General features: G+C 38.3%; 12 protein-coding genes and 2 other annotated features. Of the genes, 3 read left to right on the top strand and 9 right to left on the bottom strand.

Translation table 11 applies throughout. The features are described 5' to 3' along the window. Positions 1–27 precede the first annotated feature (27 nt). The 3 genes from HZI73_RS09245 to HZI73_RS09235 form a co-directional block, all read right to left on the bottom strand. Positions 28–1356 carry an ABC transporter substrate-binding protein gene (locus HZI73_RS09245; protein ID WP_212697962.1) on the bottom strand — a complete coding sequence of 443 codons (1329 nt, stop codon included), beginning with the start codon at positions 1354–1356 and terminating at the stop codon, positions 28–30. Between the two features lie 104 nt (positions 1357–1460). Beyond that, the gene (locus HZI73_RS09240) at positions 1461–3056 is read right to left on the bottom strand and encodes a response regulator (RefSeq protein WP_212697961.1); all 1596 of its coding nucleotides are present in this window, start codon (positions 3054–3056) and stop codon (positions 1461–1463) included. Continuing rightward, the gene (locus tag HZI73_RS09235; RefSeq protein ID WP_212697960.1) at positions 3057–4814 is read right to left on the bottom strand and encodes a sensor histidine kinase; all 1758 of its coding nucleotides are present in this window, start codon (positions 4812–4814) and stop codon (positions 3057–3059) included. A gap of 173 nt (positions 4815–4987) precedes the next feature. On the opposite strand from HZI73_RS09235, the gene HZI73_RS09230 reads away from it, so the two are divergent. Further along, positions 4988–5407, top strand: coding sequence for a VOC family protein (locus HZI73_RS09230; protein ID WP_212697959.1), 420 nt, complete (start codon positions 4988–4990; stop codon positions 5405–5407). Between the two features lie 156 nt (positions 5408–5563). Here HZI73_RS09230 and HZI73_RS09225 read toward each other — a convergent pair whose 3' ends face one another. Together HZI73_RS09225 and HZI73_RS09220 are read right to left on the bottom strand one after the other, a co-directional pair. Then, the gene (locus HZI73_RS09225; protein ID WP_212697958.1) at positions 5564–6394 is read right to left on the bottom strand and encodes a YitT family protein; all 831 of its coding nucleotides are present in this window, start codon (positions 6392–6394) and stop codon (positions 5564–5566) included. Between the two features lie 4 nt (positions 6395–6398). Continuing rightward, on the bottom strand, positions 6399–8165 hold the full coding sequence (locus tag HZI73_RS09220) for a hypothetical protein (RefSeq protein ID WP_212697957.1): 1767 nt from the start codon (positions 8163–8165) through the stop codon (positions 6399–6401). A gap of 267 nt (positions 8166–8432) precedes the next feature. Between HZI73_RS09220 and HZI73_RS09215 the strand changes: the two genes are divergently transcribed. Further along, complete coding sequence (locus HZI73_RS09215; RefSeq protein ID WP_212697956.1) at positions 8433–9527, top strand: GntR family transcriptional regulator; 1095 nt, start codon at positions 8433–8435, stop codon at positions 9525–9527. Positions 9528–9860: 333 nt separating this feature from the next. On the opposite strand, the gene HZI73_RS09210 is transcribed toward HZI73_RS09215, so the two are convergent. After that, the gene (locus tag HZI73_RS09210; protein WP_212697955.1) at positions 9861–12860 is read right to left on the bottom strand and encodes an alpha-mannosidase; all 3000 of its coding nucleotides are present in this window, start codon (positions 12858–12860) and stop codon (positions 9861–9863) included. Positions 12861–13238: 378 nt separating this feature from the next. Continuing rightward, positions 13239–13492, top strand: a binding site (T-box leader). An 80-nt stretch (positions 13493–13572) separates the two neighbouring features. On the opposite strand from HZI73_RS09210, the gene HZI73_RS09205 reads away from it, so the two are divergent. Continuing rightward, a complete protein-coding gene (locus HZI73_RS09205) occupies positions 13573–15969 on the top strand; it encodes a valine--tRNA ligase (RefSeq protein WP_212697954.1) in 2397 nt (798 codons plus the stop codon). Between the two features lie 346 nt (positions 15970–16315). On the opposite strand, the gene ileS is transcribed toward HZI73_RS09205, so the two are convergent. From ileS to HZI73_RS09190, 3 genes are all read right to left on the bottom strand, one after another. Continuing rightward, complete coding sequence (gene ileS, locus HZI73_RS09200; protein ID WP_212697953.1) at positions 16316–19438, bottom strand: isoleucine--tRNA ligase; 3123 nt, start codon at positions 19436–19438, stop codon at positions 16316–16318. A 103-nt stretch (positions 19439–19541) separates the two neighbouring features. After that, positions 19542–19771, bottom strand: a binding site (T-box leader). 697 nt (positions 19772–20468) lie between these two features. Then, entirely contained in the window at positions 20469–21974 is a 1506-nt protein-coding gene (locus HZI73_RS09195; RefSeq protein WP_212697952.1) for a sensor histidine kinase, read from the bottom strand. A 14-nt stretch (positions 21975–21988) separates the two neighbouring features. Beyond that, positions 21989–23614, bottom strand: coding sequence for a response regulator transcription factor (locus HZI73_RS09190; protein WP_212697951.1), 1626 nt, complete (start codon positions 23612–23614; stop codon positions 21989–21991). Between the last annotated feature and the right edge of the window lie 15 nt (positions 23615–23629).

The following is a 23629-nucleotide window of genomic DNA, read 5'->3' as shown; positions in this document are numbered from 1 at the left end:
TGACTTTGTGTAGGGATAAATGATGTGTTAATCTCTAATGGCATCAAACTCTGCATCTAAATCGGAAACAAAACTTTCTACTTCTTTATCACCTTTTGCTGCAAACAGTTCCTGATACTCTCTATAAGTGGCATCCATTTGACCTGCAAGGAATGGTCCATCTTCCTGGCCTACTGTTTTGCCTTCTTCAATATAGGATATGAACTCTAAGATTGCTGGATCAGTGTAAGTAACGCCTGAATCTTTCATAAAGCTCACTTGACCTGCTGTATCTGACCATATGGTCGCACCTTCTGAGGATAAAACAAAATCAAAAAACGCATTAACGTATTCTGGGTGTTTGGTTGAAGCACTCATCATAAAGCCATCGTCACCAAATGCGGATAGCTTGACAAGGTCTGCTTGATTGGTTGCAGGAGGTGCCATGAAACCGATATTTATATCAGGTGCTATTTTTCTAATCTCACCAAGAGCCCACATACCTTGACTAAACATGGCTGCTTGGCCTGTAGCAAACAACTCAATGGATTTTGAGTAATCTGTACCAAAAATATCGTCATTACTATAAGGAAGCGTATCTGCCCACGCTTGTAATGTACTGGTGAATTCTGGATAATCTGAGAATTTTTTTGTACCTTCGGTGATTTCTTGCATCCAGTTAGGATATAAGCCAAACATCTCACCGTGATTAAATGCATTATGTTCAACTTGTGCGGTCCATGCATCTTTATATCCTCTTGAAAAAGCTGTTATGCCTGCTGCATCAAGGGTCTTAGCGATATGCATTAATTCATCAAAAGTTGTAGGAACTTCAAGCCCATGGGCTGCAAAAATATCCTTATTATAGAAGGTACCCATAGCGGTTACGTCAAGTACAATACCGTAAACACCCCCGTCAACTGTTAATGCAGGAAGGGCGGAATCTTGCATATGGTTAATATAATCATTACCTGATAACTCCATGATGTGACCCGCTTGCACCAAGTCCGAATAACCTTTAGGTCGACCAAACATAATGTCAGGTGCATCGTCGGCTGCAATTTTTGTTTTTAGGGTTGACGCATATTGACCAAAATCCATGGCTTGAATATCAAAAGTCACTTCTGGGTTACGTTCTGAAAAGGCAGCGGCAAGTTTTTCAATACCTAACCTTTTAGCTTCCTCACTCATGTGGTGAAAGAATGTCAAGGTGACTTCTTCTTTTTCTAAAGGTTTATCCAGTGCATCCCCATCTTGGTCGTTGGTCTCTGATGGTGTTTGATCAACACCTTCATTCTCTGTTTCTTTTTTACTACACCCCATCATGACAGTGGACATGATGATTATTACCATTAACATGGCTAATATTTTCTTCATACAAAACATCCTCCATTTCGTCCTATAAATTATGTTATCGTGAAACATAACTTAAGTATAGACCCTTCTAAGACGTAAAAATATCGCATATATTTGACTTAACATTATATTTCTTTACATGTTTTTCGGTATTGCATAGGTGTCATGCCTTCATATTTGCTAAACACTTGATAAAAATAAGAATAGTCTTTATACCCTATCTGTACCGCAATTTCATTTAATCTTAGTTTGGGATTTCTCAACATATTTTTAGCGGCTTTCATACGTTCTTCAAGGACAATGTCGCTAAAGTTCCTACCTGTTTCTTTCTTTAACATACGGCTTAGATAACTTGGATTTAGAGCAACTTCTTGGCTGGTACTGTTAAGAGAAATGCCATGCATATAATGCTGTTTAATGTATTTAATCACTTTATTAACAAGAGGTGAGTAATCGGGATCTTTTTCTGGAACATGCAAAGCGGATTTCAAATAATTTTTGATATACGCAAAGGCTTCATCCATGTGGTTTAATTCATTAATATCAAAAAGCACTTTATTAAGGGGTAACAGCTTTTGATTGTTGGCTACGTGACTGGCTGAGTAACGGGCAATGGTAATACATATTTCCGATAATAATGTCTTAGCAACAGAAATATTGCCCCCTGCATAATTTTCTATACCAGCAATAAGCAGTTCCAGTTGTTTTTCTAATGCTTTTTCTTCCCCATTGACCAGTGTATGATAAAAATAATCCAAATCATGAACAATGGAGAACTTGGCATGCCTTTTATTGGTATGTTCTTCATCAACAAACACAATGTCTTTATTACTTGAAAAAAAGTGATTGCCAGCAGCATTAAGGGCTTCTTTATAGGAATGACTTAGACTATCCACGTCATTATACAAGGTGCTTATACCAATATAAATACCCACATCTTCCCATTCTTTCACAAAATCCAATATGGCAATACTTAACCGTTTCGCATATATTTTATAAGCATGAGCACTGGTATTTTTACTAAAGAATAAAACCAAGACAATATCACCATTCATGATGGTCTGCACCATCTGATAATCGACTTTTGCTTTAATGCTGTCGATAAAGTCCAGAATGTATTTCTTGTTAACCACACGGTCACTTTCTTTACTTTGTGATTGTATAACAAGGGTTGCATGTTTTTGAATGTTTTCTGGGAGCATTAAGAGGGATTCATCATAGCTTTGATGATGAATCATGTTATGAATCACTTGACTGCTCAGCAACTGTTTTGTATGTTTAAAATATTCCGTGAGTACTTCCATCTCTTCTTGCATGGTCTTTTCTTCTGTTTTTTTACGTCGTTCCTCATCGATGACTTTTTTGGCACGTATGACAATATCCTTTACTTCACGATTCCTAATGGGCTTTGCAATATAATCAAACACACCTAATTGCAAGGCCTGCTTCACATAATTAAAATCTTGATAGGCTGAAATAATCACTATTTTACATGCCATGTTCTTTTGTACTATTTTTTCCACAATTTCAAGCCCTGACATACCAGGCATATGGATATCTAATAAGATAATATCCGGCTCATGTTTCAGAATGGATGCATAGGCACTTTTTCCTTCCTCTGCTGCAAAAACCAACGAACAATGAAGTCCCTTCCAATCAATGGTATTCACCAACGAGTCCCGAATGTAAGGTTCATCGTCTATGACGGCTACTTTGTACATCTAATGACCACCCCTTTCACTGTCTATGTCTGTTCGATAAGGCATGCGAAGCTTAACAAGGGTTCCCTTACCTTCTTCACTATGAATTTCAACACCATAGGCGTTTCCAAACAAGATTTTCAGTCTTTTATCAATACTCTTAATACCTACTCGAGTCCGTTGCCATCGCCCCTGTTTGTTATCCACTGTCGGTAACTTATCCTGATTAAATCCAAGACCATTATCTTGCACCTCCAGCACCAAATCCCCATTTATTTCACCACATTTAATATAAATTTTCCCTTTTTTAAGCTGCTTGCTAATACCGTGGACAATGGCATTTTCAACAATGGGCTGTAAAATAAACTTTGGCACAACAGCACCTAATAGGATTTCATCAATATCATACACCACTTCAATGTTGTTTTTGCTTGTGATTTGTTTCAGAGCCAAATATTTTTCCGTATATGCCAACTCATCTTCTAAAAAAATATTGGTTCTTTCATCACTAATGCTGTCTCTTAATAATTCACCTAAGAGACATACCACTTCACTGATCTCATGGTTACCTTGAATCTTTGCCATACCGTTGATGGATTCAAGAATATTATATAAGAAGTGGGGATTCATCTTGGCTTGGAGTGCATCATACTCAAACTTAATGGACTCCTTCCTAGCTTTCTCTTTCAACAATTGCTCATGATAGACTTCCGTAATTAAATGGTTGATTTCCTTGGTCATTTTATTAAACTCATGTGAAATAAGACCGATTTCATCATTGCTATTAATCTCAACAGACGTATCAAATTGGCCATCTTTGAAAGAGCGGATGTTATCAACCAGGATTTTAATGTTTTTAGAGAAGCCAGCAGTGGTCACCAGTGCAATGACAAAACTGGAGAGTAAGGCACCCATACAAGCCCATACAATCACCACTAACAGTCGATTAGACGCTCGGGTAACAGAATCCATGGGGATAATATTCATGACCCGTATTTGCTTTTTGGGGGAGGTCACCACATTGACCATATAAGCCTTATTGTTGTAGTCGAATACATGCTGCACCTTACCACTTGATGCAATTTCCTTACTGATGTAGTCGTGAATGGGTCGTATGGCTTCATTTTCTGCAATAATCACTTCGTTCTTATCCAAAATCAGAACTTCCCACTCTTTGTATGTTTGATTCTTTTTAAACTCATTGGTGAAATAGGTTTGCTCCACAACAATAGCGGCATGACCAATTAACTGGGTATTGGATAAATCAAACAAAGGCTTGATGATAACCACATACCGCTCATTAAGATTTCTTAGTACAGCGTAACGTTGGGTATTATCCGATAATACCTTATGGAGTTGTTCAATATCGATACTTACCTGTGGGTCTCTTTGAAAATAGGATTGTTGATAAATGCTTTGTATAAGTATGGCTTTCACCGATACGTTTGAAGCAAGAACTTCCGATACACGACGATTAAAATCAAGACCGAGCAAATCGTTGTTTTGATTGGCTTCATTCATAAAAAGATGTAATATTTTTCTATTTAATAATCCTGTTCTACTCAGACTATTGAACAAATCATCATTCAAATCTTCCAAGGTATTCTCCAGGTTTCTACTTAACTGGGCTAGATACTCATCTGAATAGATTTTTAGATTCTTTTCTAATACATTAGACGTAATTTTATAGCTTAATACACTGATTAATAAGGATGTAAAAATAATAATCAGACTGAATGACATCAATAATTTTGTACCTATCTTCCGATTTCTTATCATAAAATCAGCCACCCTTTTCGTATTCATCATATCCATTATAAAGCCTCTATGTCAAAATAAACATGTGATATTTTTACTTTTTTTAAGATATTTAGACTATATGTTCATAAATACTTTATCAACGCCATAAAAAAATGCTATAATAGACCTAATAAAAATTTAGGAGGTTACATATGAATAGAATGAGTAATTCAACATTTAAAAATACAGGTTTTCACCATATTGCATTAAAAGTACGAGATTTCGACAAAAGTGTGGGTCTATATCAGGATACACTGGGTCTCAATATGGCTTTATCTTGGGGTGAAGGAAAAGAGCGCGCTTGTATGTTGGACATGGGTGATGGCACTTACATTGAAATATTTGACGGAGGGCAATCCAATGGTGCGTTACAGCAAGAACCCATGATTCACTTTGCTTTTTTAACGGATGAATGTGATGCCATGTACAATGCGGCTCTAAAAGCAGGATGTTCCAGCCACATGGCACCTGAAGACCTTACCATTAACGGTCATGAAAAAGATGTACCTATCCGTATTGCCTTTGTTATAGGCTATGATGGGGAACTCATCGAATTTTTCCAATACCGTTAAGCAGTACCAAAAGCAGTACACGCTTTTAGTATACTATCACAGTACATAAAAGGCTGTCTCATAAAAGTGAATGACCTATAACAGATAGAAGTAGCTCCTCTGTTCATAGGCGATCATTTTATGAGACAGCCTTGTTTATTAATAAATAACCTTATGTTAGTCCGTAAACCCGCCTCCAAAAACTTCAATGCTTTCTGTCACATAGACAAAACTGTTATCTTTTAAAGAGGCCACGTAATTTTTCAGTATGACCAGTTCTGCATTGGTGACTACTGCTTTAATCATCATTTTTTTATTTACCTTATATGTACCCACACATGGCACAAAGGTTACACCTCGCTTTAGCTCATTATGGATAAACTCCGTAATATCAAGGAAATTCTCCGATATGATATTGACGCAATAATCTCTTCTGGTACCCAATATAATATAGTCTGTCACTTTTCCCCCAATATAGATGCTAATAAGGGAGTAAATAATAATGGTTATATCACCAAAAATCAGTGAAGAGCCTAAGATAGCACTGTTGAGTACCGTAAAGTAAGTCCCAATGGTAATGCCTTTTTTATCTTTCAGGTACATGCCAATAATAGCTTCTGGTCCATTAGCAGCACCAACCCGAATAATCATACCCGATGCAATACCAAATAAGACACCTGCTACAATAGCGGCAATTATTTTATCCGTTGTAAATTCAGGTATAACATCGGCAATAAAACCAATAAAAAATGTAAAGATAGCAAAACAAAACGCTGCATAGAACACTAGTTTACGGTTGTATTTCAGATAAGCCCATAGAATAACAGGTATACAAAGTATAATCAAGACCAGCTGAATATTCATCCCTGTTAATTTATTGACCACCGTGGCAATACCACCAAAACCTCCAGCTATGAGATCATTGGGTAATAGCACACACCGAAAAGCAAGGGCGGCTATGAATTGTCCAATGATAATCGTGATGTAGCGTCTTGTTGTCTTTAGCATGTTGTTAACTCCTTTTTAGTGTATTATCAATTATTTGTATTAACTTTATGTAATACTCTTGGTCTTCCTGCTCCAGGCACCACATTCTCAATGTCTTTAGTATACTGTCCCGCTTATTACTTTGACCACATGCAGCCAGTAATGGAATCATATTTTGATTAGTAAATTCATCACCACTGTTCACCATGGATTTAATGTGTTTATAACTATCGCTCAATATATCATCTTCGATACCCTCATAAAAAATATCTTCATATAATACATCATGAATATTTTTCTTCATGTCAAACTGCTGTCGATCTTCCAACCATTTATAGTAGACAGTCACCTTGGTACCAATTTTAAGTTCTTCCTCCGATATATTGATGCCAGCATAATAGGTCACTTGATAATCACCTGTTTCTTCACTGTATACTTCATTCAATATGCGATACACGTGAGCATAAGATATATGAGGCGGTGGGACTTCATGACCATTTGTTAAATAATCCATCATGGGAATAAGATTACCCTTATATAATTCAAACCAGCGACCGCCAAACAAGGAAATGCCTGTACCTCTTCCATAGTGTATGGGCGTCACTGAAAAAGCATTTTGTTTTTTTCGATAGACAGCTTGTGGTGGTAATCCCACGTTATCCGACCATGTATGGCCGCTTACAAACTGACCTTGATGGTCGTATAACAACATAAACTTAGATAGACCACAATGCCCAACAGCCAGTCTATAATCTTCTTCATCAACGTGCCAAGGGTAATCTTCATATGACATATAAGGATATTCTTCAATTTCATCTTTGACGATACCCTTTATTTTTGTTTGAAGCTCTTCCCTTGTTAATGATTTAAAATCATAAATTCCTTCAGATATGAACCGTTCATTAAGGTCATCCATCTCACTGTCCAATGTTAATAGCTGGCTCCTATAAGCCCTATCCTTTTCCGTTAAACCATGGTTAAAGGCATAGACATCCACCTGTTCTTGGTGTTCCAATAACCAAGTCATGGATTCACTTGTTGCATCAATTAATTGTTTCCTTGTCATACCAAGTTGAAGTTCTTGTTCCATGGTATCCAGATGCTGTCGAATGACACTTTTATCCAGATCTTTATAATCAAGATGGCTGACCAATTGCTTACCTTCACCATAGTAACCTTCTTTTTCCCACTTGTAGCTTTCATAATAATACATATCATCTATTTTATAATAAGACACTAATTGGTCATCAACCACTGGAAATGCATAGGAATTCCCCGTATAACAGCTTTTTATCCAGTAGTAATTCATGAACTTCATTTCACTTAATTGACCATTATCCATTAATGTATAGAATTTATAATAATAGGCATGTTTATCTTTTACATTTTCATAACCAATATTGAAATCAAGGATACCATCTTGATTATAATCCTTGAAGACAATCTCAAAATTCTTGGGAAACATCAATATTTTATAATCATCCATGGATAATTCTTGAAGAACTTGTCCGCGATCATCGATCATGCGAAGGGCACATTTACCTTCATAACGGTTATCACCTAGGTCTTTCCCCTCCGTTAAAACCACTTGCATCATTTCATCCTTACCATCACCATCAAGGTCTTTTCTGACTTCCGTAATGGTATAAGGTAAGTCGAATACATCTTGTTCAATACCCACATGTAATGTTGTAGCTGCTTGTGATTCTTTTTCTGGCAGCTCTTTTTGAGCACAACCTGTAACACCTAATCCTATACCAACCATTAAGGCTATTATGGTTTTTTTTATCATTTGTTTCTCCCCTGTACCTGCTTAAATATCTCTGCCATCATCTTAGAACCCTGTTCATGTACGAAGAACAATGACCATTCAAAACAGTCCCCATGTCATCTTTTATTAATTACTCCTCTATCATTATAAGGGTTATAAGTAGAAATATGAAGTGTATATTTGTTAACTTTCTATTATATTTGTATGTCTCATTTATTAAGCTTGGTTGCATTTGGTATAATATTGGTATATACTTATAAAAAGCAAATGCTTCTACGGAGGATCCACATGGAAATATTATATAAAAAAATAGCACAAGATATAAAAGAGCACATACAATCCGGCAGGTTAAAGCCTGATGAAAAAATACCCACTGAAAATGAATTGTCCATGGACTATGGCGTCAGCCGTATTACGTCAAAAAAAGCCCTCAACATCTTACAGGAAGAAGGCTTAATCTATAGGGTTCGAGGTAGCGGCAGTTTTGTTAAAAAACAAAAACACCCTCAACACTCCCCCTATGAACAAGGCACCATTGCTGTTGTTTTGCCCTTTAAAGAAGATGATACCTATCATGGGACAACACTGAGTGCCATTCATAGTATCTCTAAACAAGTCATGAAAAAAGGCTATCATACGACACTGTTGTTTAGTGACCATGACACCCATAAGCAAAACGAAATACTGGATAAACTCTATGACGATAACTATGTTGGGGCAATTATCTATCCCATTAAAACCTCTTATAATGAGAGCATCTATCGTCTGTACGCTAAACATTTTCCAATGGTTATGATGAGCAACGCCATTGATCGTTTGGATATACCATCTGCCACTGTGGATAATGTACAAGGCAGTTATCTTGCCACCAAACATCTGATTAATCAAGGCCATCATCATATACTCTTTCTATCCTATCAACATGCAGAAGATAATAACAGCATTAGTGATAGATACTTAGGTTATCTTCACGCACTGCATGAGGCGGATATTGCAAGCAACAACATCCTCTACTTCACAGATTTACATGCTGAAGATCAACTTAATTCTAAGGGGCTCATTTCCATCATTAGAGAAAAAGGGTTTACCGGTATAGTCTGTGTGAATGATGAAACGGCTAGTGCTTTTATTCGTTATGGGAGACAGCATGATTTCATATGTCCAAAGGAATACTCCATTGTGGGATTTGATAATCTCAGCCTATGCCAACATACTTATCCACCTCTTACCACCATTCAACAAGATTATGGCAAGCTGGGTGAGAAAGCTGCTGATTTGCTCATTGAATGCATTGAAAGGGGTGTAACCTCCCTTCCAAGTTGTGTGCTGGAAGTAACCTTGGTTGAGCGTGAATCGACACAATCTATTGTTCAAGACGAATAAAGAAGGGGGCTGTCTCATTAAATATTTTTGGGCTAGAAGTTTCTGGAAACTATAAGAGGTTAAGCTTTTCAGACCCCTATACGTCCGTGTTTAGAGGGTCTGCGCTTCGCCGTCCTTGGCTGCGCTTTTCGCTTAACCTCTTATAGTTTCCTACGATATTGACGTTATTTTGTTTTAATGAGACAGCCCCTTCACATGATTTACAAGATAGAATAGCTATCATAAATATAACATCATTTATTACATGAAAATATAAAATATTAACCTTATTTAAATTTACAAAGTTTTCAAGTTATAAAATTCTATGGTGTAATCGTTCCTTATGCATGTTATTTAATAAAGATGCAACGTTTTAATCTCAAATGGCTGGAAAGTCAGCTTAATCTTACCCTCTTCTATGATGCATGCTTTATCCATACTTTCTTCCATCAGATTCACTTCTTGTACTTGGCTATGGGGTATGTGACATGTGATGTTACCTGTTGCCGAACCACCTGCTGATTCATACATACGTACAATTATGCCGTCACCGTTCTCTGCTCTTTTGATGGTTTCAATGACAATCTGCGGGTTATCTGACTGTATAAAGGATTGTTCCATAGCCAGTGTTCCTTGTGAAGGGTCACAAGGTTTTATCACAAGGGGTACGTTTAGGGCATACGCTTCCTGATTAACGCCGCCTTGGAAGGTATCACCAGCATGTGGGTAGAGGGCATAGGTAAACTGATGCTGTCCTTTATCCATGTCTTTTCCTGGGTAATTCGTACTGCGTATTAAATCAAGGTCTAAGGTAGAGCCATTTACAGCATAACCGTATTTGGAATCATTCATCAAGGCTACACCATAAGTTGCATGGGATAAATCCACCCACTTTTGAGCACAGATTTCAAATTGAGCACCTTCCCAAGTGGTATTGTTGTCGTTGGAACGCTTAATGTGACCAAATTGGATATCGCATGTTGCTTGATTGGTTTGTATGGTCGTTGGGAATGCCACCCGGAGCATTTTGTTGGATTCATGCCATGACATATCCGTAATAAAATCGATTCTGGAACTACCTGCATGCAACACAATATCCTGCGTCATCTTACTATCCCCAAAGCTATACGTTTGGGTAGCTTTTACATAGGTTGCTCCCACCTCTACGGTTGTATGGTCTGGTTGTAACACTTGCTCCACATAAGCAGGATAGTCCATGGATATATCCCATGCATCACCGTGGTCATGATAAAGGGTTAGTTGGTTACCCGTGCCCTCAATCACTTCCTGATGATGCTGCTTGTCGTAGATGCGACTTATGGCACCTGCCTCATTAAACTCAACTTTAACACAGTCATTTTCAATAAAAGATGAATCACCTTGCATGGCACATTCTGGCTGGTTAAGAACCTTTTGGTTATCAATGATCTTATAGCCATATGGGGGTACTGTTACATGATGATGATGCTCCCCTATTGTAACCCATTCAGACCTTGTATAGGATGTAGGATTCATCATAAGGTAAGGTTCTACTAAGTCTTCTGTTTGTATGTCCTTTTGTAATACATCCAGTGTATCATCTATCATATCCATAACTTGCTTGTAACATAATGCATACCGAGCAATGGATTCATCGTATACACGCTTAATGGATGACCCTGGTAAAATGTCATGGAATTGGTATAACAAGACTTCCTTCCATAGGGTTTCAATGGTTTGTTGGTCATAAGATACTGCATCTTGTTGAACAAGGGTGAACAAGTATTCTAATTGACCAAGCGCAAGTTCCATTTTACGATTAAACCATTTACTTTTAGCACTGGTGGTATACGTGCCTTGATGCTTCTCCAGGTATAATTCACCTTTCCAAGTGGCATAGTCCTGTTGGTACTTCTTCAAACGTTCAAAAAAGTCAATAGCAGGTTCTTGTTTTACTGGCGCTATGCCGCTAAGATTTTTCATCCGTTGTAGACGTTCTAAGTGTTCTGCACCTGGTCCTCCACCGCCATCACCAATGCCATAGAGCATCAGGCATTCATCACTAACGCCCTTATCCCTAAAATTATGTTCTGCATCCTTGACAGCTTTTGGTGTGGCTGAACTGTTGTAAGTGCCTTCTGGAGGCATATGGGCCAAGACCGATGTACCGTCAATCCCTTCCCAATTAAAGGTGTGATGTGGAAATTTATTGACTTCGCTCCAAGACAGCTTAATGGTCATAAAATAGTCAATACCTGATTTCTTTAGAATCTGGGGCAAGGCACCGCTATAACCAAATACATCCGGCAGCCAAAGAACCTTCATGTCTTTATTAAATTCCTCTCTAAAGTAAGCTTTACCATAGAGCAGTTGCCGAACAAGGGACTCACCTGAGGGTACATTGGTGTCCGACTCTACCCACATACCGCCCTGTACTTCAAATCTGCCTTCTTCTATGCGGCTTTTCATCTTATCATAGAGTTGTGGATAATCCTCTTTCATCCACTGAAAGAGCTGGGGTTGGCTGGCACCAAAGACGTAATCTGGGTATCGATCCATTAAACCCATGACTGTAGAAAAGGTTCGGGCACCTTTACGTTTGGTTTCACGTATAGGCCAAAGCCAAGCTAAATCAATATGAGCATGACCAATTGCGGATATGGATAATGATGGGTCGCCCCCTTGTTTATCAAGAGATTCTTTCAGTATTTGTCTTGCTTGTTTGACGGTCTCATCATTGAGAGGATTAAGAGCATATGCCGCTCGTTTTAGACTTCTGAAAACTTCATGATAACGTGCTGAGTTCTTCTCTAACACGTCAAGTAAATTTCTAAGGACCTCAAAATCATAATATAATTGACGCATATCATCATGGCATACAGCAATCTGGGCTTGTTCAATGGTGCCTTCTTTGCAGTAACTACCAAACAAGTCATTACAACCTGTTTCCATCCACAAATCAATGGCTTCATTACCTTGGGATTTGTCAAGAAAGTGATAGACTTTCTTCGTGGGTTCTCCCAGAGACCGTTCAAATGTAGAGGACACATTGGTGATGCCTCTTATTGGACAAAGGTGTTCATCGTAGATATTCCCCTCTCCATTAATATCGATTAACAGGACAATCTTTTTGCCTGCTCCTTCTTGTGGTACTTGACCTGTGATATGAAACCAGCCGCAGTCCCATAGCTGTCCCCAGCTATCTCCAGGCTTAAGTTCCTTTTTCTCCCCTTGTAATCTGTCCTCAAAGGGTACAGGTTCTTTGGTGATCCAACCTGTAAGGGAGAGGTCACCTATTGGTGTCATGTATGATTGCCTTAATTTTTCAATGGTACGATGGATGGTACTTTTTGTATGATGGTCTATATGCAGCATCCTATTATTCCTTTCATTATGAATTGGTATAACAATACATACCTTTTATATACCATATTATATCGGGTATCCATGTCAATTACAATACTTCTGATAAAATTTGTTAACCATTTCGGTAGAACTTAGTGTCTACTTGATACATTTTTGTCCTATTCACGTCGTGTTATGCAACCTACTTTCTAAAACTTTGGCTTTTCTAAAAAAAGTATTTGACAAATGCGAAAAAAAGGATTAGAATACAAGACATTCAAAAGAACAAAAGAGGCTATGCCTCGTTCCGCAAAGTGGATTTGTCCGTTAGGAAAGTTTCCTTGACGCATATGAAAACGCTTCTATTTCATATGCTAAGTTTACAGGACTTTCCCTATAAGAAGAACAAAATAAGCTGTGACGAGAAGAAGTACTTGAATGGTGATTCTCAGAGAGGAGTAGGTTGGTGAAATACTCCATGAAAAATTCAAGGAAGTAGTCTCCGAGCTATGAGAAGAAACCATGTAAGAACAGTGGCAAACAGCACCTGCTCCACATAGACATGGCATTAGAACTCATCGGTTTTTCACCGTTATCCGAAAACTCGAGTGCATGATATCATGAATTTAGGTGGTACCGCGGATATAGACTCCGTCCTATTATTATAGGATGGAGTTTTTTGTTTGTTTCCAACAACATTATTTGACAAGGTTAAGAAAATTTTTGTAAGGATGTGATTGCTATGCTAAGTAAAAAGTATAAACCATCAGAAACAGAAGCTAAACTTTCTAAATTTTGGGAAAGTAATCAGATATACACCTTTCATCCAGAGGATTCTGGTGATATTTATTCCATTGATACCCCTCCTCCTACTGTTAGCGGCAAACTACACATTGGGCATATTTTTTCCTATACCCAGGCAGAAATGATTGCTCGCTATAAACGCATGCAGGGATACAACGTATTCTATCCCTTTGGTTTTGACGATAATGGCCTGCCTACTGAACGACTGGTAGAAAATGATCTTAAGATTCAAGCAAAAGATATACCTAGAAGCGTGTTTACACAAAAGTGTTATCAAGTGGTAGAAGCCTATGAACAGGAATTTCAAGCGCTCTGGCATTCCCTTGGGTTCAGTTGCGATTGGAACCTGGTATATCGCACCATTGAACCAAGAACCCAGCGTATTTCACAGAAATCATTTATCGATTTATATAAGCAGAACAAAGCTTATCTTGAGGAGAGTCCTGTCTTATATTGTACTCACTGTCAGACGTCTATTGCTCAAGCAGAACTGGAATCAAAGGAATTGGATACCACGTTTAACCATATACCATTCATGGTTGATGGGCAGGTTCTCGAAATTGCTACAACAAGACCTGAACTGCTCTATGCCTGTCAGGCCATCTTTGTTCATCCAGAAGATACAAAAAATGCCCATTGGATTGGTAAAAAAGCCCAGGTACCTCTCTATGATTTCACCGTACCTATCTTAGCTGACCAAGATGTGGATATGCATAAAGGTTCAGGAATGGTCATGTGTTGTACATTTGGCGATACCAAAGACTTGGAATGGTATAAGACCTATTCCTTTGACTATAAAAAAGCCATAGACATCCACGGTTTTATGGCTGAAGAAGTGCCTTATATTGGTGGTATGCATGTGAAGAAGGCACGTCAGCGTATCATAGAACTGCTTACTGAGCAAAATCTGCTGATTAAAAAATACGCTATTCAACATACAGTATCTGTTCATGAACGTTGCGGTCATCCCATTGAAATTATGCCTTCTAAACAATGGTACATTGATATCCTTACCCATAAAGACACCCTGCTGGCATTAGCGGATCATATTAACTGGTATCCAAGCTATATGAAAACCCGTTATACCACTTGGGTTGAGAATCTTAAGTGGAATTGGTGTATTTCCAGACAACGCTATTTTGGTGTACCTTTTCCTGTATGGTATTGTGAAAAATGTGGTGCAATCATGGTTGCCGACGAAACGGCTTTACCCGTTAACCCATTAGAAACCGCTCCCCCGTCCCCTTGTTCCTGCGGCTCCACCGATTTTCGTCCAGAGTCTGCTGTGTTGGATACCTGGGCTACTTCATCGGTAACCCCACTTATCAATGCCCGTTATGGTGAACCAGACGATATGACCGATCAGCTATTACCCATGAGCATGCGGACACAAGCTCACGAAATTATTCGAACTTGGGCTTTCTATACCATGGCTAAAACATACTTTCATTTTGGTATCATACCTTGGAAAGATATCATGATCTGCGGTTTCGTATTGGCAAGAAAAGGTGAAAAAATAAGTAAGTCCAAAAAAAATGCTAAACTGGAACCTAAAAAACTCATTGAAACCCACTCGGCTGATTGTGTACGGTACTGGGCGGCTTCTGCAAAATTAGGTACCGATACAACCTTCTCAGAAGACGATCTGAAAGTATCAAAACGTTTCATAACAAAATTATGGAATGCGGCTAAGTTCTCCTTGATGCATCTTGAGGATTGGGAGCCTTGTCAAGTGGATCACGTGTTACCTCAAGACCAATGGATCTTGGACAGAAGCAGATTAGCTCGAGATAAAGCTTCTCAACACCTTGACCAATACGAAATAGGCTTGGCGCGACAAGTCTTGGATAGTTTTTTCTGGCATGATTATTGTGATCATTATTTAGAATTGGTAAAAGACCGTTTGTATAAACCCGATGTCCATGGTAAGAAGAACCGACAATCGGCTCAATATGCCATTTACCACACGTTATTAACGGTATTAAAGGCTTATTCTATTTTTACGCCTTTTATCACAGAGGAAATTTATAAGGCTTATTATGAAACCTACGAAAGTACACCTTCTATTCATTTAACAAAATGGCAAAAGGCCACTTCCATGGATACCTTCTCCATCGCTTTTGGAGACTACTTGAAAATGATATTATCCGATGTTCGTAAATACAAATCAGAAAAAGCGTTGTCCATGAAAGATGCTATAGGCTGTTTAACATTGACCATACCTGAGGCTTATACACATGCTTTTGAAGGGGTGTTGCAAGACTTGTATGCGACGACCCATGCAGAACGAATTGTGGTGGAAGTTGGGGATGATTTTGAATTAATCATGTGTTAGCTTATCGTTCTATCACTGACAATAATAGGCTTATTTGCATTTTTAAGAGGTTAGTAAATTATTTCACATAGGGTTGGGGCTGTCACAAGAAAAATAACGTCAATATCATAGGCAACTATAAGAGGTTAAGCGAGAAGCGCAGCCATCGCGGCGAGACCCCTGTTTAAGCAACATTGATATGTTGCACTACTAAACACGGACGTTTAGGGGTCTGAAAAGCTTAGCCTCTTATAATTACCAGAAACTTCTAGCCAACAAAATTGCATTTTATGAGACATTCCAAGTGATTGTTTTTATTAGATGCGTTCTATTAGGCTAATATATTACAAGGTCTATCCTACATGTATCAAACTTCTTGACTCATGATCATGACTTGCTTATCCCCTATGGATACAGTCTTTCTAGCCATGCATTCTGTAGATTTAATGTTAATGGTATCCGCCAATAGCTCTTGTTGAAGATAATCCCTATAACGTGTGATAACTTCTTCTATTTCCTTATCTTCTACTGTGACAGATATATGGATTCTCTGTTCTAGACCATAACCTAACTCTTTTCGAAAGACTTGAAAATGTCTGACCATATCTCGCATATAACCTTCCAGTTTAAGCCCTTCGTCAATTGCTGTTGAGAGACCTACTATCACTTGGTCTTCACTGACTGTTAGGATGTTTTCTAATGGACGATACTGTTTGATAAATAATGTTGACTCATACGCTTTTTGATTAACCATGACTGCTCCATCATGTGTATATGCATGCACCAAGTGTTCCATGGTCTGACCATCTGCATGATCCAAATATTCCTTGACTTGGGGTAATTCTTTCCCTAGCACAGCACCTGCTTTTCTAAAATCCAAGGTTAGATAGGCTTCTTGCAGTTGATCCATGTCTTTGATCCATACAATGGACTTGACATTGGTCTCATCCAAGATTACTTTTTTCATGTGCTCCGTAAGGGCTTTTCCCTTTTTATCCTCTAATAGATACATTGTACTTAATGGCTGCCTTACTTTTATTTGCTTTTCATTTCTTAATCTTAAGGTTAAAGCTATCACTTTACGAGCGTATGCTACTTCTTGTAATACGTCCTCTTGTGGATCATCTTCTGTAACTTTTGGCCAATTAGATAAGTGAACAGATGGAGGTACAGCATTTTCCATCTTTCGTATACCATGCTGCCATATATACTCCGATAAGAATGGAACAATGGGTGCTATCAATTGTACGGTGGTTTTTAGTGCATGGTATAAACAGATATAAGCATGTTTTTTGCTGTTGTCATCGGATGCTTTCCAGAAGCGTCGGCGATTAACCCTTATATACCAATTGGATAAATCATCTATAAATTTCTCATATGACTTGATAACACCTACCGTATTGTACTGTTCATAGGCTTTTATACATTCCTGTATGAACTGACTGGTCTTGGCTAGTAACCATTGATCCAGTACATCCCAAGTGGTTTTATCAAGACCTTGCAAACCAACATCGGGCTGATCTATATCGGCATACATCCTAAAGAACTTATACACTTGATAGAGGCTCATCAACTTTCTTCTGGCTTCATTACCCACATTAAAACCAAATCTGACTTCATTGGTTACATGGGTGCTGGCAAAGAGATACCTTATGACATCTGAACCCATCTTCTCTGCTGCTTCATCAAATTTAATCATATGACCTGTTTTAGAGAACTTTGAACCGTCTTCCGATACAACCATGTTGTAGGCCAAAACTTTCTCATAAGGTGGTCTTTCTTCCAGAACAACACTCATAAAAAGCATGGAATAGAACCATAACCTAACTTGCTCCCGCATCTCTGTTATCCATTCAGCAGGGAAATAGTGCTGCCATTTTTCACGGTCTTCAAAGTAGCCTAACGTACTGAAAGGCACGATACCTGCATCCAACCAGACATCACCTACATCGGGCACTCGCTTAACAACAGCCTCACAATGAGGGCATCGTATCTGTACATTGTCTATCCACGGACGATGGAGTTCTGGTAAATGGGTTTCCCCATGCTGTCTATCTAATAATTCCTTTTTGGACCCTACCACCGTTAATTTGCCACATGCTTCGCATACATAGAAAGGTAAAGGTAAGCCATAGAACCGTTTCCTAGAAATATTCCAATCCCCCATATTCGTCAGCCAATCCACCATCCGTTTACCCATATGCTCAGGCTCCCATGTAACTTTTTTTGCGGCTTCTATGAGTTGAGGCCGTATGGCATCACTTTTGATATACCACTCTTTTACAAGGCGATAAATCACTTCCGTCTTACAGCGCCAACATACGGGATAACTGTGTTCATAATCTAAAACTTTGAATAGTTTTCGGTCCTTTTCTAGTTGTTGGAAAACGAGTGGATTCACATCTTTGACTGATTTCCCTGTTAAAGAACCAAAGCCTTCCATAAACACACCGGATGCATCAACAGGTTGAACCTTGTCTAAACCAAGTACTTTTCCCAGTTCATAGTCTTCTGCTCCACAACCTGGCGCTATGTGTACAATGCCCGTTCCTTCTTGGGCATCCACTTCATCCCATGGTACCACTTGATGACGAATATCTTTTTGTTTTGGCATATGGGGAAAACAGGTGTCATAGGTTTTACCCAGTAAGGCTTCACCTTTTATAATCTTAAGAACTGTCTTCTCATAATCTTTTAACACAGGTAAAGCTTCTTTTGCCAGCACCATAGGACGCTGATCACCCTCTAGTTGAACCATCGCATAATCAATAGCCGGGTTAACAGCAAGGGCTACATTAGCAGCAAGGGTCCATGGTGTGGTGGTCCAGACTAACATATCATAGGTTTCCCCTTGGACAGGCAACCGGAAAAATACCGATTCATGGGTAATCTGCTTATAAGAACCTGACATCTCATGGTCAGATAGGGATGTTCCACACCTTGGACACCATGGCATAGGTTTATGATATTGGATGATCCAACCTCTGTCATGGCACTTCTTTAGAAAATGCCAGATACCTTCAATGTTACCATCCTTATGGGTAAAATAAGAATTCTCCCAATCCATCCACTGCCCAAGACGTTTGGACTGCTCTGTTAGAATACCTGAGAATGTGGTGATTCTCTCAATACATTTCTTCGTAAAGTTCTCTAAACCATATGCCTCAATATCTGCTTTGGATTGAAAGCCTAACTCTTTTTCAACCTCCACTTCCACCCAAAGACCTTGGGTATCAAACCCATTCCGATAGTGGCAGTCATACCCATTCATCCCCTTGTATCTGAGATACGTATCTTTCAGAGTACGTCCCCATGCATGGTGAACACCCATAGGGTTGTTAGCTGTGATTGGACCATCTAAAAATCGGAAAATTGGATTGCCCTCATTTTTAAGCCTTAAAGCTTCAAAGAACTGTTCATCTTCCCATAACTTAAGCATGTCATGTTCCATGGTCACAAAATCAAATGTTTGCTTATCTTTCTTACACATGTTGGTTCCTCCTTTTATTAATGACGAGGAACGCTTCAGGAACAGGGTGGTGAACACCATTACTGCTTAAAAGTGTGTATTAAAAAAGCCCCTACAGATATACTGTAGGGGCGAATACAATCCGCGTTACCACCCTAATTGTCTTTATCAAAAGACCGCTCATTGAAGGTTCCATCAAACCCTGGTCTATAACGGGACCTCCCGTAATCACTTACTCATGTTCAGCAATTCAGCTCAGAAGGGATACGGATCTCACTGCTGTACCGATTCACACCAACCACCGGTTCTCTGAAACAACATACGCAACACCCATGTCTTCATCAACGCCTTTATATAATGAAATTATTCTAACAGATGTTCGTGAAGCTGTCAATAACTTCTGTGTTGTGATAGCTTGTGTATTGTCATGGAGGGCTATTGCATGGAAAAAGTACTATTTATGCTAAACTTAGTAGAGTACAAGACTTTCGTAGATTGAGGGTAGATACCATAAAGTTGTTCAGGTTAAAAGAGTCTAAGAAAAACTAAGGTTTGCTCCAGAGGTGTTTCCTAAAGCTTACCAACTCCCTGCGGTCAGACAGGTAATCTTCTTAACGGAAACACCTCTTCCGCTCACCAAGATTTTCTAAGACTCTTTTAAAAATCACAACTTTATGGTATCTACCCCCAATCTACTAGGCTAAGGCATATTATAGGCTATAGCCAAACTTAATAAGTAAGGATCCTATATACTACCCGTAGCCCCTTTCATTACCTTAGTAGGTAGATGGGTATCATAAATCCGAGATGTTTAAATCATGGTTAGAAATTCTTAGTGAATGAAAAGATAAATGACGTTAAGAAACTGAAGTGTTTGAACGTAGTGAGTTTTCAGTTTTAGACATTTAGCTTTGAGTGAACTTAGTATTTCTGCCATGATTTAACCTGAACGGATTTATGATACCCATCTACCTACGGGCGTCTTACACCGTGTCTTATTATCATACCTTATGCAATTTCTTCCATACGGTAGCCAATATATCATGTGTAATTATTCTTTATCTGGAATAACTAACTTAAGCTGCGTATAATGCCCCTTCTCACTCTGTATTTCCAAAATATTTTTCCCATAATAAAGCATACATCGCCTAATAACATTACTCAATCCTATACTTTGATAACTTTTTATACCATTCTTACCTGGGTCACTCTCTGCATATAACATAATATTATCCATAGTCTCCTGGTCCATCCCCACCCCGTTATCATAAACCGAAACCACCACTTGACCCGGTTCTTTATATATTTCTATTTTCAATACGCCTTGTCCTATCTTAGGCTCTAATCCATGAATCATGGCATTTTCAACCAAAGGCTGTAATATCATACTCGGGACAAGGGTATTCAACGCGTCATCATCCTTGTCCATAATATACTGAATGCGATTACCAAACCGAATCATTTGAATGTAAATATAACTGTCTACAATATCCAGCTCTTCTTTTAACCGGACAATATCATTCATTTTTTTTTGGTTATAACGCATTAAACTGCTCATATGAAACAACATCTTCTCCGTTAACGGCGCTTCCTCAATATCCGCTAAGGTCTGGATTGAATTTAGCGTATTATATAAAAAATGAGGGTTAATCTGAGACTGTAAATAATCCAGCTTAGATTGCTTTAAATGGTTTTCCGTCTCCAATAATTCAATTTCTTGATTTTTCAGCTGTTCTCTTATCTTGGCATTCTCATGCATTAGGTCAATGTTATCGGCCAATTTGACTTTCATTTTATTAAAACGAACAATCATATAATGAAGTTCACCAATACTAGACTGTTGGATAGGGTCACGGTTATAGTCACCGTTGGCAATGTTTTTTAGCTGAACTGATAAGGCATGAATAGGGCGGGAGAGCTTGTTGGTGATACCATGATTAGCCCATAGGGTGAAGGTAATAATAAAGAAAATAATCACATATATTAATTCCTCACGGCTGGCCGTTGCAGCCTCTATGTCCCCGTATTTGTTCTTAATCTCTACTAACTCAACAGCTATCATTTTTTCCAACTGTTCTTTCATGAAATTTTTATTCTTGGATAATTGTAAGACTTGGTGATTGACGTATAGGGGCTCTGCCCCTTCTTCAAATAATGTGAGACTTCTAACGGCTTGTTCTGTAAAGCTTAGAAACATGTTGTAAGCATCATAATAAAGATAATAAGGATTAGAGCCTTTATCCTTTAGTTTATAGCCTTCAAAAAACCGTAATAAATCTTCTTTTTCATCTTCATATTGGGTTAGATACGTCATGTCATCACTTAACGTGTAACTTCTAATCGCATGATATGCTGCTTCAATCTCCTCTGTTTTGGATTGTAGATTAACCAGCTGACTGAGGTCTTGATTCAATTGATTATAGAACACGTGATTGGCTTGCATGACGGAGATCAGCAATAAAGTCATAATCCCTACAATGGAAGAGGAAAACACAATCAGTATGCGTTTTAATGTCCATCTCTCTGTCTTACTGCTCACCCATTTCTTTAATGTCATGTGGGTCACCTGCCTTATTCCACTCTTGAACGTTGTTTCCTGTATTCTTTGGGTGTTATACCGAATTTCTTCTTAAATAACCGGCAAAAATAATTGGAATCCTCATAACCCACTTGATATGCAATTTCCTTGATACGAAGGTGGGTTGTGTTTAATAAATCCTTGGCCTCGTCCATTCGTTTCCCTGTTATATAATCAACAAAATTAGCTTTGAAGATATCTTTAAAAAGCTTTGATGTGTATTGACTTGACTTATTGAGGGCTTCTGCTAAACCATCTAAGGATATGTTTTGCTTATAATGCAGGTTAACATAATCATATATTGTTTTTGTCATCTTTTGGTTACTATCTTCCGTTTCATCTAAAAGTTTATGGAGTATTAGGTCCAATTGGACATCCACAATGGTATTCATTTCATGAATGGATGTACTGTTAAGCAGTTGGCTCACAAAATCGCTTCTTAAACCATGTAAATCATGAAAGGTTTCACACATCAGGTGGCGTATATCATAACAGTACTGGATTACATATTCCTTGAGCAACGTTATGTCCATGCCACTTTGACATATTTCTTTTGAAAGGTTATGGGCCAATGTATAGGATTCCAAAGAGCCTAATTGAATTTTTTCTTTTAAAACTTGTATGTTTTTTTGTGGGTATGGATAAGAAACTGCCTCAGGTATAACATCTAAATCATATGCATGCAACACATATTCATGGGGCTTCATGTATTGAATGGTATGATAAGCTTCAAAAAAAGAATCTCTGAATTTATGGGGTTCTTTGTAGGCATGGCCTATACCAATTTTCACTGTTATTTTTTCCACGAGTTCTAATTTATGTATCACATGATTAGCGATCATATGACTTTCAGCTTGCTGTTCATACACGGTCAAATCCTCACTATAAAGAAACACAACAATGCAATTCCCCAAAGGGCTCCCGATAATGAACTTGGTCATAAAGGGCATGTATTTTTGAATGCCATTGACAATCTTTTTGATGTTTCGTTCTCGAATGATGGAACTGTTATAGATATTTTCTGTTGGCTCGTCAAAAGCAATGCACATAAAATAGCCGTGCACCATGGGGTAGCCTAAAAAATCCATGTACTGCTTCATCATGTCTTCATGGCAATCTTTTTGAACAATCTGATCCACAAAATCCTTTTCCATCATGCGGACAACAGAATCAATATTCTTTTCTAAGGTTTTACGGGCATTTTCTTGTTTTTCCAGAAGTTGTATACGCTGAATGATTGCCTTAATTTTTTTTACAGTTGTCTCTTTACTAATAGGTTTGAGTAAGTACCCCTCAATACCAATTTCCAACGCTTTTTGGATATAATCAAAATGATCATAGGCCGTTAATATGATAATGTGTAGATGAGGTAAATCCATAAGCAGTTTTTCCGATGCTTCTATACCATTTAATCCTGGCATTTTGATATCCATAAAAATGAGTTCAGGTAAACATGTCTTAGCTTTTTCTATGGCTTCTTTGCCATTTTCTGCTTCAGCAATCACCTCGAGTCCATCAATGTGTTGACTGATTATTTTTCTTAAGGCATAACGGGTCAGTGGTTCATCATCAACAATCATCACTTTGTTCATCATAAGCTCCTTTTGACTTTTATTCATCTTTCATGGTTTGAA

Origin of the sequence: Vallitalea pronyensis, from assembly GCF_018141445.1 — a bacterium.
Lineage (GTDB): Bacteria > Bacillota > Clostridia > Lachnospirales > Vallitaleaceae > Vallitalea > Vallitalea pronyensis.
The sequence above is the reverse complement of the archived record's forward strand: the minus strand, read 5'-3'. Positions and strand labels throughout refer to the sequence as shown.